This is a genomic window from Saccharothrix sp. BKS2 (assembly GCF_047689505.1).
Lineage (GTDB): Bacteria > Actinomycetota > Actinomycetes > Mycobacteriales > Pseudonocardiaceae > Actinosynnema > Actinosynnema lopnurensis.
Genome location: NZ_JAUQOL010000007.1, coordinates 184,591 through 198,299, shown reverse-complemented (window position 1 = coordinate 198,299; position 13,709 = coordinate 184,591). Strand labels below are relative to the sequence as shown.

General features: G+C 72.6%; 12 protein-coding genes. 10 read left to right on the top strand and 2 right to left on the bottom strand.

Features of this window, described 5'->3' with window-relative positions:
- Positions 1-32: 32 nt before the first annotated feature.
- The gene (lat, locus tag Q5530_RS16955) at positions 33-1,319 is read right to left on the bottom strand and encodes an L-lysine 6-transaminase (RefSeq protein WP_415363306.1); all 1,287 of its coding nucleotides are present in this window, start codon (positions 1,317-1,319) and stop codon (positions 33-35) included.
- 965 nt (positions 1,320-2,284) lie between these two features.
- On the opposite strand from lat, the gene Q5530_RS16950 reads away from it, so the two are divergent.
- From Q5530_RS16950 to Q5530_RS16925, 6 genes are all read left to right on the top strand, one after another.
- Positions 2,285-3,547: an aminotransferase class V-fold PLP-dependent enzyme gene (locus Q5530_RS16950; protein WP_415363304.1), complete on the top strand. Its 1,263-nt coding sequence runs from the start codon at positions 2,285-2,287 to the stop codon at positions 3,545-3,547.
- Entirely contained in the window at positions 3,544-4,485 is a 942-nt protein-coding gene (locus Q5530_RS16945) for a 2OG-Fe(II) oxygenase family protein (protein ID WP_415363300.1), read from the top strand. Before Q5530_RS16950 ends, Q5530_RS16945 begins: the two co-directional genes overlap by 4 nt.
- Positions 4,482-6,014, top strand: a complete 1,533-nt coding sequence (locus Q5530_RS16940; RefSeq protein ID WP_415363298.1) for an aldehyde dehydrogenase family protein — start codon at positions 4,482-4,484, stop codon at positions 6,012-6,014. Before Q5530_RS16945 ends, Q5530_RS16940 begins: the two co-directional genes overlap by 4 nt.
- Before the next feature lie 53 nt (positions 6,015-6,067).
- Entirely contained in the window at positions 6,068-7,534 is a 1,467-nt protein-coding gene (locus Q5530_RS16935) for an MFS transporter (RefSeq protein WP_415363296.1), read from the top strand.
- Positions 7,535-7,592: 58 nt separating this feature from the next.
- Complete coding sequence (locus tag Q5530_RS16930; RefSeq protein WP_415363294.1) at positions 7,593-7,910, top strand: hypothetical protein; 318 nt, start codon at positions 7,593-7,595, stop codon at positions 7,908-7,910.
- A gap of 146 nt (positions 7,911-8,056) precedes the next feature.
- A complete protein-coding gene (locus Q5530_RS16925) occupies positions 8,057-9,295 on the top strand; it encodes a PQQ-dependent sugar dehydrogenase (RefSeq protein ID WP_415363293.1) in 1,239 nt (412 codons plus the stop codon).
- 239 nt (positions 9,296-9,534) lie between these two features.
- Here Q5530_RS16925 and Q5530_RS16920 read toward each other — a convergent pair whose 3' ends face one another.
- On the bottom strand, positions 9,535-10,092 hold the full coding sequence (locus tag Q5530_RS16920; RefSeq protein WP_415363292.1) for an EF-hand domain-containing protein: 558 nt from the start codon (positions 10,090-10,092) through the stop codon (positions 9,535-9,537).
- Positions 10,093-10,175: 83 nt separating this feature from the next.
- Here Q5530_RS16920 and Q5530_RS16915 point away from each other — a divergent pair, with 83 nt between their 5' ends.
- The 4 genes from Q5530_RS16915 to Q5530_RS16900 all read left to right on the top strand — a co-directional run bounded on the left by Q5530_RS16915 (position 10,176) and on the right by Q5530_RS16900 (position 13,698).
- Positions 10,176-11,234 (top strand): SDR family oxidoreductase, encoded by a 1,059-nt coding sequence (locus Q5530_RS16915; RefSeq protein ID WP_415363291.1) that lies wholly within the window; start codon positions 10,176-10,178, stop codon positions 11,232-11,234.
- Complete coding sequence (locus tag Q5530_RS16910) at positions 11,231-12,910, top strand: fatty acyl-AMP ligase (RefSeq protein WP_415363290.1); 1,680 nt, start codon at positions 11,231-11,233, stop codon at positions 12,908-12,910. The genes Q5530_RS16915 and Q5530_RS16910 overlap by 4 nt, the downstream gene beginning before the upstream one ends.
- Positions 12,903-13,151 (top strand): acyl carrier protein, encoded by a 249-nt coding sequence (locus tag Q5530_RS16905; RefSeq protein ID WP_415363289.1) that lies wholly within the window; start codon positions 12,903-12,905, stop codon positions 13,149-13,151. The genes Q5530_RS16910 and Q5530_RS16905 overlap by 8 nt, the downstream gene beginning before the upstream one ends.
- 61 nt (positions 13,152-13,212) lie before the next feature.
- Entirely contained in the window at positions 13,213-13,698 is a 486-nt protein-coding gene (locus Q5530_RS16900) for a DUF5980 family protein (RefSeq protein ID WP_415363288.1), read from the top strand.
- Positions 13,699-13,709: the final 11 nt, after the last annotated feature.

Sequence of the window (13,709 nt, the reverse complement as noted above, 5' to 3'; positions counted from 1 at the left end):
GTTCCTTCTCCACTGAGGTCGGGTGTGGCCGGTCAGAGCGCGCCGACGACGTTCGCCAGCGCGTCGAGACCGAGGTCGAGTTCGTCCTCGGTGATCGTCAGCGGGGGCCGGAACCGCAGCCCCCGCTCCCCGCAGGGCAGGGCGATCACCCGGTGGTCGCGGTACATCCGGGCCAGCACGTCGTCCCGGGTCGCGGCGTCGGGCAGGTCGATCGCGCACATCAGCCCCCGGCCCCGGGGGTTGCGCACCACACCGGGGTGCGCGGCCGCCAGGGCCACCAGGCCGTCGAGCAGGTGCTGCCCGCTCCGGGTCACGGCGTCGAGGAGCCGGAGCCGCTCGACGGTCTCCAGGACGCGCGTGGCGCGCACCATGTCGACGAGGTTGCCGCCCCAGGTGGAGCTGATCCGGGAGGGGACGGCGAAGACGTGGTTCGGCACCTCGTCGATCCGCCCGCCGCCCATCACCCCGCACACCTGGGTCTTCTTCCCGAACGCGACGAGGTCCGGGCGCAGCCCGAGCTGCTGGTAGGCCCACGGGGTGCCGGTGATGCCGCAGCCGGTCTGCACCTCGTCCAGCACGAACAACGCGTCGTTGTCGTGGCAGAGCCGTTGCACGGCCTGGAGGAACCCGGCGCTGAGGTGGTTGTCACCGCCCTCGCCCTGGACGGGTTCGGCGATGAAGCACGCGATCATGCCGTCCGCCGCGGCGAACGCCGCCTCGGCCGCCGCGAGCGACCGCCGCTCGGCGTCCCGGTTGGCGCTCTCGTGCTCGGCGAGGGGGTGCCGCAGGGCCGGCGACGGGATGCGCGGCCAGGCGAACTTGGGGAAGCGGAGGGTTTTCGCCGGCTCGGTGTTGGTCAGCGAGAGCGTGTAGCCGCTGCGGCCGTGGAAGGAGCGTTCCAGGTGCAGGACCTGGAGGCCGTCCACCGCGTCGTCGGGCAGGCCGAGCTTCTGCGCCTTCCAGTCGAACGCGGCCTTGAGCGCGTTCTCCACCGCGAGCGCGCCGCCCTCGACGAAGTGCAGGTAGGGCAGCAGCGGATCGCCGAGCACCTCGGCGAACGTGTGGACGAAGCGCGCGTAGGGCACCGTGTAGACGTCCGGGTTGGACGGCTTGTGCAGCGCGGCGACGGCCAGCTCGTCGAGGAACTCCCGGTCTCCCACCATGTGGACGGAGTTGAAACCGAGGGGCGACGAGGCGAAGAATGAGAACAGATCGAGGTAGCGCTCCCCGGTCAGGGCGTCGACCAGCCAGACCCCGAAGCTGGCGTTCAGGTCCAGCACGAGGTCGTAGCCGTCGACCAGCATGTGGCGTTCGAGCACGGCACGGACGTCCCCGGGCTCAATGCCGGGACGATCCGGTGCCGCGCGGCGCCCTGGCCCGTCATGGCCGTAGGCCGTCGGCGTTCCCAGCACCATGGCGCTCCCCAGCGTCGTCGTGTCCGCGATGCGTACTGTTGACAGGTGATGACCGCGTGCGTCGGCGCGGCCACGGCACGCGGGCAGGGGGCACTCGGCCCCTCATCCACGTCCGGACCGGCAGTTCCGCACCGGTGGGTGAAATGCGCGCTCCGCGCGCAGCGCTTCGTACCGGTTCAGTGGAACCGATACGGGTACCGGATTGCGGAATCACCTCCTGATGAGCCGCCACCGGCGGCCGAATACCCACCGAGAACAGTCTTGTGATTCGTCGACCGGAATTCAGACTAACAGGTGAATTCATGCCTAGTACCGCCGTTCGAGTGGCAACACCGAAGGCGGGAACGGTGATAACGGCGCGGTGGGGGCGGAATCCGCGATGTTGGGCGGATCGGACGCGTGACGTTTCATGATCGTCGCGGTATGCCGGGCGGAAGGGGACTGGGCGAGGTGGGGGCTTGACACCCGCCGACAAGGCGCGACCAGGCGCGATCGGATGCCTCCACCCGCGTCGAAGACGAGGCCGACCGGGTCTTTCAAGCCGCCGATAGGACGTGCCGGGTCACCCCGACGGCGGGATGCCGGTGGTCGCGGTGCGTGGTCGGGATTCGGGGCGAGTGCCGATCGCGAGCGTTCCGCACTTCGCTCCCGACGCTCGCGCGACATCGCGTTGACCGCATCGCGGAATTCAAACTCCGCCTCTCCGTATCTTCGTGTTCACCGGTCGGCTGGTAGCATCCCGGAAGTCGACTTCAGTTCACCGGCGGCACCCCACCGGGCTCGGTGAACGCACACCTCGGTTCGAGGTATATCAATTCCCACGGGCGTATCGAATTCCATGCTGACTGGAATCACGTGAGGGATGGGCGATGCCGGAGATCGACTGGGCGCTGGTGCGCGGCCGGGTGCTGCTCGACCCGACCGCCGCGCACCTGAACGCGGGTTCCGGGGGACCGCTGCCCCGGCCCGTCTTCGACCGCGTCAGCGGTTTCCGCGCGCACCTCGCCGCCGCGCCGATGGACTTCCTGCTGCGGGAGGTCCCCCCGCTGCTGTGGACCGCCCGCGAGCGGCTCGCCCGCTTCCTCGGCGGCGACCCGCACCGGCTGGTGCTCACCACCAACGCGACGGCCGCCGTCAACCTGGTGGCCTCGTCGCTGCGCCTGGCCGCGCCCGGCGAGATCCTGCTCACCGACCAGGAGTACGCGCCGATGCGCTGGTGTTGGGAGCGGGCCGCGGCGCGGCAGGGCCTGACCGTGCGGACCGTCGCCCTGCCGGAGCGGCCGACCGGTCCCGGGGACCTCGTCGACGTGGTGACCGCCGCGATGGGTCCCCGCACCCGCCTGCTCTTCTTCAGCCACGTGCTGTCCCCGACCGGGACGGTGCTGCCCCTCGCCGACCTGTGCGCGGCGGCCCGCGAGCGCGGGGTGGTGACGGTCGTCGACGGCGCCCAGGGGCCGGCGTTCACCCCGCTGTCCCTGGCGGACGTGCCGTGCGACTACTACGCGGGCAGCGGGCACAAGTGGCTGCTCGCGCCCACCGGCACCGGCTTCCTGCACTTCGCCGGGGGTTGCGGTGAGGCGCTGTCACCCCCGCAGGTGAGCTGGGGCTACCGGCCCCCGGCCGACCACCCGCCCGACGAGCGCGACGGTTTCGGCAGCACGCCGCGACTGCGCGTGCTGGAGTGCGAGGGCACGCGCGACCTGACCCCGTGGCTCGCGCTGCCCGAGGCGATCGACTTCCAGGCCGCGCTCGGGCACGACCGGGTCGCGGCCCGCGCCCGCGCGCTGGCCACCGCCGTCCGCGAACGCCTCTCGGGCCGGCACGGGCTGCGCCCCGCGACCCCGGAGCACCCGGCCCTGCACGGCGGCATGACCGCGTTCCACCTGCCCGAGGGCGTCGACGCCACCGCGCTCCGGCACGCCCTGTGGCACCGCCGGCGCATCGAGGTGGCCACGACCGAGTGGGCCGGCAGGCCGCTGCTGCGGGTCTCCACGCACCTCTACAACACCGAGGCCGAGGTCGAGCGCCTGGCCGAGGCACTGGAAGAACTGGTCGGAACGCGCCGTGACCCGGCTCGCCCCGGCCTGAAGTCCCTGTCACGAGACGAGATCGCGGAGAAGACGAGCACATGACGGACACGACGGTCCCCACGTTCGACCTGACCGAGCTGCGCGACGGCCACCGCCGGGACGAGTTCCGGGAGTGCCTGCGCGAGAAGGGCCTGTTCTACCTCACCAACAGCGGCCTGACCGAGCAGGACCACGAGGCGGCGCGGGAGATCGCCGTGGACTTCTTCGAGCACGGCCCCGAGGAGCAGAAGCAGGCCGCCACCCACCCGGTCCAGACCATCCGGCGCGGGTTCACGCGGCTGGAGTCGGAGAGCACCGCGCGCATCACGAACACCGGCAAGTACACGGACTACTCGATGTCCTACTCGATGGGCGTCGACGAGAACCTGTTCCCCACCCCGGAGTTCGAAGCGGTCTGGCAGCGGTACTTCGACTCGCTGAACGTCGCCGCCAAGGACGTCGCCCGGCAGGTGCTGGCCGCCGTGGACGCCCGGCCCGCGGGCGGCGTCGAGGAACTCCTCGACTGCGACCCGGTGCTGCGGCTGCGGTACTTCCCGGAGGTGCCGGAGGACCGCATCGCCGAGAAGCAGCCGCTGCGGATGGCCCCGCACTACGACCTGTCGATCGTGACGCTCATCCACCAGACCCCGTGCCGCAACGGGTTCGTCAGCCTCCAGGGCGAGGTGGGCGGCCGGTACGTCGACCTGCCCGCCACGCCGGACGCGGTGCTGGTGTTCTGCGGGGCCGTGGCCACGCTCGTCTCCGACGGCGCGGTCAAGGCGCCCCTGCACCACGTCGCCGCGCCCGGCGAGGACAAGCGGGTGGGCAGCGGGCGCACCTCCAGCGTGTTCTTCCTGCGGCCGAGCCTCGACTTCGAGTTCTCCGTGGCCCGCGCGAAGGAGCTCGGGTTCAACGTGGACCTCCCGGTGGAGACCGCCACGTTCAACGACTGGATCGGCGGCAACTACATCAACATCCGCAAGACCGCGGACGCGCGATGACGGCGATCAGCGCCACGGAGGAGGTCCGCGCCCGGGTCGAGACCGCGCTGAAGCGGTGCGGGGTCGACCCGGCGGCCTTCGCGGGCGACGGTGTCACGGCCCGCACCCCCGTCACCGGCGCGCCCCTGTTCGACCTGCGCGCGCACGGCCCGGCGGAGGTCGACCGGGCCGTGGACGCGGCGCACGAGGCGTTCCTGACCTGGCGGACGACGCCCGCGCCCGTGCGCGGCGCGCTGGTCAAGCGGTTCGGCGCGCTGCTCACCGAGCACAGGCAGGACCTGGCCGCCCTGGTCACCGCCGAGGCGGGCAAGATCGGCTCCGAGGCCCTCGGCGAGGTGCAGGAGATGATCGACGTCTGCGACTTCGCCGTGGGTCTGTCCCGCCAGCTCTACGGGCGCACCATGCCCTCGGAGCGGCCCGGCCACCGGCTGATGGAGACCTGGCACCCGCTCGGCGTGGTCGGGGTGATCAGCGCGTTCAACTTCCCGGTCGCGGTGTGGGCGTGGAACGCGGCGGTGGCGCTGGTCTGCGGCGACACGGTGGTCTGGAAGCCCTCCGAGCTGACCCCGCTGACCGCGCTCGCCTGCGCGGCGCTGCTCGACCGGGCCGCCGCCGAGTCCGACGCGCCGCCGCACCTCAACCAGGTGCTGCTCGGCGGCGCGGAGACCGGCGCCCGGCTCGTGGACTCCCCCCTGGTGCCGCTCGTCAGCGCCACCGGGTCGACCCGGATGGGCCGGGAGGTGGGGCCGAGGGTCGCCGCCCGGTTCGGGCGGAGCCTGCTGGAGCTGGGCGGGAACAACGCCGCCGTCATCGCCCCGTCCGCGGACCTGGACCTGGCGGTCAACGCCGCCGTGTTCGCGGCGGCGGGCACGGCCGGGCAGCGGTGCACGACCCTGCGCAGGCTCGTCGTCCACGAGGACGTGGTCGACGACGTCACCGACCGGCTCTCCGCCGCGTTCCGCGTCCTGCCGGTCGGTGACCCGTTCCGGGACGGCACGCTGGTCGGACCGCTGGTGCACGGCGCGGCGCACGCCGCGATGCGGGCGGCGGTCGAGCGCGCGGTGGCGCAGGGCGGCTCGGTCCTGGCCGGCGGTGAGCGGGAGCTCGCGGACCTGGCCCCCGACGCGCACTACGTCCGGCCCGCCCTCGTGCGGATGCCCGCGCAGACCGAGGTGGTGCGCGAGGAGACGTTCGCGCCGGTCCTGTACGTGCTGTCCTACCGGGACTTCGCGGAAGCGGTCGAGCTGCACAACGGTGTGCCGCACGGGCTGTCGTCGGGCATCTTCACCCGCGACCACGGGGAGGCGGAGCGGTTCCTCGCCGCCGACGGCGCGGACTGCGGCATCGTCAACGTCAACATCGGCACCTCCGGCGCGGAGATCGGGGGCGCGTTCGGCGGCGAGAAGGACACCGGCGGGGGCCGCGAGTCCGGCTCCGACGCGTGGCGGGCCTACATGCGCCGCGCGACCAACACCGTCAACTTCTCCGGCCGGGTGGCGCTCGCCCAGGGAGTCGACTTCTCGGGCTAGCCGGAGCACGCCGGCGGAAGAACGGCGGACGACACAACGGGGGGCGCGGAGCCATGCCCGCGAAACTGAACCACGCCACGGTGCTGGTGTTGTCGTGCACCACGCAGTTCCTGGTGCTGTTCGACACGTCGGTGATCACCGTCGCGCTGCCGTCGATCCAGGCCGACCTCGGGTTCTCGCCGGGGACGCTCCAGTGGGCGGTGCACAGCTACACCCTGGCGTTCGCCGGGTTGTTGCTGCCGGGCGGCCGGTTGGCCGACCTGTACGGGTGGCGACGGGTGTTCCTCGGCGGCATGGCGGTGTTCACCGCCGCCGGGCTCGTCGGCGGGCTCGCCGACTCCGCGGCGACGCTGATCGCGGCCCGCGCCGCCCAGGGCGCGGGCGCCGCCGTCCTCGCCCCGCTCGCGCTGACCATGCTGACCACCACGTTCGCCGAGGGCCACCGGCGGACCCGGGCGCTCACCACGATGACGGCGGTCGCCCTGGTCGGCGGGGCGGCGGGCAACCTGCTCGGCGGGGTGGCCACGGAGTTCCTGACGTGGCGGTCGGTCCTGCTGGTGAACGTGCCGTTCGGCCTCCCGCTGCTGGTGCTCGCCGCCGTGGTGCTGGCGCCGCGCGGGGTCGTCGCGACCCGCGCCCGGCTCGACCTGCCGGGCGCGGTGCTCGCCACCGCCGGGTTCTCCCTGCTCACCCTCGCCGCGACGCGGACCGCCGAGCACGGTTGGGCGGACCCGGCGGTGACCGCGCCGCTGGTGGCCGGCTCGGCGGCGCTGGTGGGGTTCGTGGTGGTGGAGACCCGGTACGCCCCGGTGCCCCTGGTGCCTCCCCGGTTGTTCGCCCTGCCCGGCATCGCCTGGGGCAACGCGGCGATGCTGCTGGCGGGCGCGAGCCAGGTGCCGGTCTGGTACTTCCTGACGCTGACCATGCAGGACGTCCTGGGGTTCAGCGCGGCGCAGGCGGGTCTCGGCTTCCTGCCGCACGCGCTGGTGATGATGGCGGTGGTGCTGGTCCTGGTGCCGTGGCTGATGCGGCGCGTGCACACCAGGACGCTCATCGCGGTGGGCGGGGTCATCGGCGCGCTCGGCTTCTGGTGGCAGAGCCGCGTGACCCCGGACAGCGACTACGTCGAGGGCGTCCTGGTCCCGGCGGTCGCCATCTCCATCGGCGGCGGGCTCGTCGGCGCGCCCCTGACCAGGACCGTCACCGCCGGTATCCCGCACGCCGACGCGGGCGCGGCCTCCGGCGTCATGAGCACGGCCCGCCAGTTCGGCGGCGCGTTCGGCCTCGCCGCGCTGATCATGCTGACCGTGCCCCCGGCCGGGGCGGGGCCGGTGGAGCTCGCGGCGAGCTACGGGGCCGCGTTCCGGGGCATCGCGCTGATCATGCTCGCCCTGGCCGTCCTGGCCGCGTTCCTGCCCGCGTTGCGGGACGACCACCCCGAGGTGGCGGTCCCCGCCCTCCGCTCCGGTGCCCACGACGCCGCGGGCCGGCACGATGACCGCCACCGGCCACCGCGGTAGGGGCGCCGGTCCGCCCGCCGACACGGCCGCGGACGCCGCGGTCGTGGACACTGTGGCCGTGAACAGCCCGGTCGCGAGCAGCCCGGTCGCGGACAGCTCGGTCGCGGACAGCCCGGTCGCGAGCAGCCCGGTCGCGAGCAGCCCGGTCGTGGACGGCTCGGCGACGCTCCGGCGCGTCGTCGCGATCACCTGCGGCCTCCCCCCGGCGGCCGTGCCCGACGCGGTCGTCACCGCGCTGGCCGAGGCCGACCGGGTGCCGGTGTGCTGGTACCGCGTCGAGGAGCTGCTGGCCGCCGCCCAGGCGGTCGTCCGGGCGGGCCCAGCGTCGCCGGTCACCACAGCGGCCCCCGCCCGGGTTCCCCGCTCGAACCCCTAGAAGCCGACCACCACCACCTGCCGATCCCCCGCGTCTTCTCCCACCAAAAGGCGGCAGGGCGGTGACTGGATGTCATCGGGCGGTCGCGGTAAGTTTGGGAGCGCTCCCAGAACGTGTCCTCCACACCCTGCGCGAGGAGCCGAACCATGTTGCGACGGCGTTGTCGCCCGCTCACCCTGCCCGCCGGCCTGCTGATCCTGGCCCTGTCCGCGTTCCTGTTGCCCCCCGTGTCGGCGAGCGGCAGTGCCGCGGCCGGCCCGTCCCCCACCCGCGCGGTGCCGCTCACCGAGCTGACCGTGACCTCCGAACGGGTGGCGACCGGCCTGCGGCGCCCGATCGCGATCACCGGGCTGCCGGACGGCCGGATGCTGGTCGTGGAGAAGGAGGGCACCGTCCGCTCCTACCACCCCGACACCGGCCTGGCGGCCGCTCCGGTGCTCGACCTGACCTCCCGGATCGACGCGTCGGACAACGAGCGCGGCCTCCTCGGCATCACGCCCGCGCCGAACTTCGCCCGGACCGGGATGCTCTACGTGGCCTACACGAGCCTGCCGGCCGGCGCGCTGACCCTGGCGCGGGTGCCCCTCGACGCCCCCGACCGGCTTCAGGTGCTGCTCACCCAGGAGCACGCCGAGTACGGCAACCACAACGGCGGCCAGGTGGCGTTCGGCCGCGACGGCTACCTCTACTGGTCCCTCGGCGACGGCGGCGGCTCGCACGACCCGTTCAAGGCCGGTCAGGACCTCGGCACCCTGCTCGGCAAGATCGTGCGGATCGACGTCAACCGCACCTGCGGGGCGCAGCCCTACTGCGTGCCCTCCAACAACCCGTTCGTCCGCGTGCCGGGCGCGCGGCCGGAGATCTGGCTCTACGGGCTGCGCAACCCCTGGCGGTTCTCCGTCGACCCGGTCGACGGCTCGCTGTGGATCGGCGACGTGGGCCAGGGCCTCGTCGAGGAGATCAACCACATCCGCCCGTGGCAGGGCGGGGCGAACCTCGGCTGGTCCTGCCGGGAGGGCACCCCGGTCTTCGACCCGCAGCAGTGCCGGGCGGGCGGCCGGTACACCGACCCGGTCTTCGAGTACGACCACTACAACGACAACTGCTCGGTGACCGGCGGCGTGGTGTACCGGGGGTCCCGGACCCCGGAGGCGTGGGGCACCTACGTCGCGAGCGACTACTGCTCGACCCGCGTGTTCGCCGTGCGCCCCAAGCTCGACGGCGGCTACGAGTCCGCCACGATCGGCAACCTCCCCACCCAGCCGACCGCGATCGGCACCGACGTGCACGGCGAGCTGTACGTGCTCAGCGACCTCCCGGGGTACCTGAACCGGGTGCGGTTCGAGCGGGTCCAGCCGCCGGCCGGCGGGGCGGCGAACCGCTGAGGTCCCGGGGCGATCCCCCGCACCCGCGAGACCTCCGGGATCCCCCGCACCGGTGACACCTCCGGGGACGGCCGCGTCCGGGCGGCCGTCCCCGCCTCCGGCCCGGGTGCCGGAGCACGCGCACACCGAGGTCGCCGCACGCCGCGGGGACACCGCCCTCGACGAACCGGGCGCCGCCGAACGAGACCGTCCCACCGTGCCGGGTGTGGCCGATCGCGGTCACACCCGACAGGTCGGGGTCAGGCCGCGATCGGACCGAAGATCCAGTTCCCCCTGGCGTCCTCCTCCGGGCTGCGGAAGAACTGCTCGTTGGCGGCGTGCAACTCGGCGCGGTCGAGCGAGCCGTTGCCGTCCAGGTCGAGCCGGTCGAACGCGGCGTTGCCCGCGGCCTCGGACAGGCGGAAGGCGCTGGCCGCCATGCGCACGTACTCGGTCCTGGTGATCCGGCCGTCGCCGTCGACGTCCATCAGGTCGTAGAAGGCGTCGGCGACCGGCGCGATGTGGGTGCGGTAGCCGTCCTCGGACGTGGTCACGAACCGGTCCATGCCCGAGGAGTACTCCTCGACGTCGACGCGCTCGTCCCCGTCGGTGTCCATCGGGAGGGTGACGGCCTCCCACAGCCGCTGGTAGCGGTCCCGGACGAGTTCGCTCTCCGGCGAGCCGGGCGCGTACCCGAACGCGGTGACGAGCCGGTCCGCGGACGCCGTGTAGTCCATCCTGTCGATGGTGCCGTCGTCGTCCACGTCCAGCAGGGCGAAGAGGTGTGCGAGTTTCCGTTCCAGCAGTTCGTTGAGCATGGTGTGCGACTCTTTCTCCCGGCGGCATTACCCTGGCGATGCTAACGCCACCGTTCACGACGCGTCCACAGGGAGGTTGCCCCATGGCCAACCACGTGGTAGATGGTGCCAATGGTTTTGTGGCCTCTCACCTCATCAGCGCGCTCGTGGCGCGCGGTGACTCGGTGACCGCTTTGGCGCGCGCCAGCGGGGAAGTCGTCAGGAGGAAAGTCTCCGACGCCCTGGCCACGCTGCACCTGAACCCGGCCATGGTGGAGAAGGTGCAGGTCAGACCATTCTCACTGGCCGAACCCGACCTGGGAACACCGGTTTCCGACGTGTTCGCCGAACCCTGCACGTATTGGCACAGCGCCGCCCTCATCACGTTCTTCCCGCGTCGCGAGGCCGAGTTGCGCGACGTCAACGTGGTCGGCTCGGCCAACGTCGCGGCCGCGTTCGCCAGGCACGCGAAACCCGGCTCCCGGTACGTCCACGTCAGCACGGCCTACCAACACGGAACCACTCAAAGTAGAGCGTTGGAGCAATGGCCTGAACCTGGTCACCCGTCCGAGTTCAGAAACGACTACGAACACTCAAAAAGAGTGGCCGAAATCGAGCTTTCGCACACTTCGCCGGCACGAGAAGGCGAAGTTCTGGTCACCCGATTGGGCGTCATGGTCGGTCACTCCGGAACCGGTCGGGCGTTGACCGACCTCGGCATGTACGACTTCCTCAGGGTCATCGCGCTGTTCGCGAGGCGCACCCCCGGCGAACGCGTCCGCTTCGTCTGCCACCCGGCGGCGGCCCTGCACCTGACGCCGGTCGACGGCACCGTGGACCGGATGCTGGCGCTGGCCGGCGGTCCCCTCGACCGGCCGGTGCGGCACCTCGTGCCCCCGGTCGCGGTCCCGGTGACCGACCTGTTCGCCGCGATCTCCGCGCACCTGCCCGTCGAGCTGGTCGCCGTCACCGCCGCGGACGTCGAGGCCGAGCCCTTCAGCAGGTTCGAGGCGATCGTCAACATGCGGTGCAAGTTCACCTCCCCCTACCTGCGCCACGAGTACGAGTTCGAGTCCCACCCGGACGCCGAGCCGCCACCCGTCACACCTCGGATCCTCGACCTCCTGATCTCCTGGTACGTCCGCGAAGGGCTGCCCGGATGACGGACTTCGCCACCCGCTTCCGCGCCCGCCCGCGCGCCGACCGGAAGATCACCCACCTCCCGGACAGGGGGCCGGCGGCCGAGCTGACCCACCGCGACCTCGACCGGAGGGCCAGGGCCGTGGCGTCCTGGCTGACCCGGTCCGGAGTGGCGGGCGAACCGGTGCTGCTGCTCTACCCCACCGGGCTGGACTTCCTCGTCGCGTTCCTCGGCTGCCTCTACGCGCGCGCCGTCGCGGTGCCCGCGCCCCTGCCCCTGTCGGGGGCCTCCCGGGTGGACCGGGTGGACCGCCTGCTGGCGGACTCGGGCGCGCGGGTGGTGCTCACCGACGAGGCGCACGTGGCCGCGCTGAGCGGCCTGTCGGCGCGGGCCTTCGACGCGACCACCTCCCCCGACCCCTGGGAGCCGCCGGAGGTGGACGCCCACGCCGTCGCCTACCTCCAGTACACCTCCGGGTCGACCAGCCGGCCGCGTGGCGTCGAGATCACCCACGGCAGCCTGACCCACAACCTGGAGATGTTCCGCGGGATCAGCGGCGACGTCCCCGTCCGGCGGATCGGCGGCTGGCTGCCGCACCACCACGACATGGGACTCGTCGGGTTGCAGTTGCAGGCCCTGGACGCGGGGGCGGACCTGGTCCTGCTCTCGCCGGAGGCGGTGGTCGCCCGGCCGATCCGCTGGTTGCGCGCGATCAGCGACCACCGGGTGGACTGGACCGTGGCCCCCGACTTCGGCTACGCGTGGGCGACCCGCCGGATCGGCGACGCGGAGCTGGACGGGCTCGACCTGTCCTGCCTGACGATGGCGGTCAGCGGAGCCGAGCCGGTCCGGATCGCCACGCTGGAGGCGTTCGCCGACAGGTTCGCGCCGGTCGGGTTCCGCCGCACCGCGCTGAACCCCGGCTACGGGCTCGCCGAGTCCACCCTGGTGGTCACCTGCACGTCACGCGGCCTCGGACCGACCGTCCGCTCGTTCACCCCGGCGTCGCTGGCCGCCGGCGAGGTCGTGCCCACCCCGGACGCCACCGGGGTGCGGCTGGTCGGGTGCGGCGAGCCGGGCGACATGGGGGTGCGCGTCGTCGACCCGGCCACGGGCGTCGAGGTGGGCGACGGCACGATCGGCGAGGTCGCGGTGTCCGGCCCCAGCCTGGCCGCGGGCTACCACGGCGATCCCGCCGCGACCCGCGCCACGTTCGTCACCGGCCCGGACGGTCGCGAACTGCGGACCGGTGACCTGGGATTCCTCCTCGACGGGCAGCTGTACGTCACCGGGCGGCTGAAGGAGGTCATCATCGTCCGCGGCCGGAACCTGTACCCGCACGACATCGAGTTCTCGGCGCGGGAGGCGCACCCGGACGCGGGCGCGGGCGCGGCCTTCGGCGTGCGGGACGCCGAGTCGGGGGAGCACGTCGTGCTGGTGCAGGAGGTGCGCCGTGCCTCGCAGGGAGACCCCGGCGGTTTCGCCGACGCCGTGCTCGACGCCGTGACCGGCCAGTTCGGCGTGTCCGTGAGCATCGTGGTCGTCCGGTCGAGCACGATCCGCCGCACCACCAGCGGCAAGGTTCGCCGAGGGCACATGCGTGACCTGTTCCTCGGCGGTGGGCTGTCGGCACTGCACCGGGTGCTGTCCCCCGCGGTCGCCGCCCTCGTCGCCACCCCGGAGGAGAACCGTGCCTGACGACACGTTGAGGACCTGGCTCGTCGAGGCCGTGGCGGGCTACCTGGAACTGTCGCCGTCGCAGGTCGGCGCCGACGTGGCACTGCGTTCGCTCGGCTTCGACTCCGTGCACGCCATGGGGTTGTGCGTCGACATCGAGGAACGCTGGGGAATCCTCGTGGAACCCACCCTGGTGTGGGACTTCCCGACCGTCGACACCATCGTGGACCACCTCGGCGGGCGGATCGAGCAGTCTCAGTGAACTCTGAGATCCGGTCGCTAGCTTCGACCGAAGCGTTCCACCCCAGTTCAGGAGGGATTCGATGAGAGTGGTGTCCCGGATCGCCGGATCGGCGCTCGCCCTGGTCGCGGTGCTCCTGCTGTCCCTGGTCGGCTCACCGGTCGTCGCGTCGGCGCAGGCGGCCTCGCAAACCCACACGTGGCACCTGCGGAACTACGACGCCCCACACCGGATGTGCGTCCAGCACGGCCCCGAGGGGAGGACCCACCAGTCCTACTTCATCTTCGCGGTGACCGGGAGCTGGTCCACCGACCTCGACTTCGGGATGCGCGACCTGCCTCCCGGCTGGACCGCCACGGAGAGCCACATCCCGCCGGGCTCCAACCACCCCGACCCCGACGACGGCTCGGTCAGGGTCAACGGGTTCACCCTCGTGCAGGGGTCCGCGACGGTGCCGTTGGCGACGTACCGCGCGCGGATATGGGTGTCGGACGGGACGGTGACTGAAACCCACCCGGCCGACATCGTCGTCACCACCGCGTCCTGGGTCGACTGCATGCAGGCGTAGCGGGTGAACCC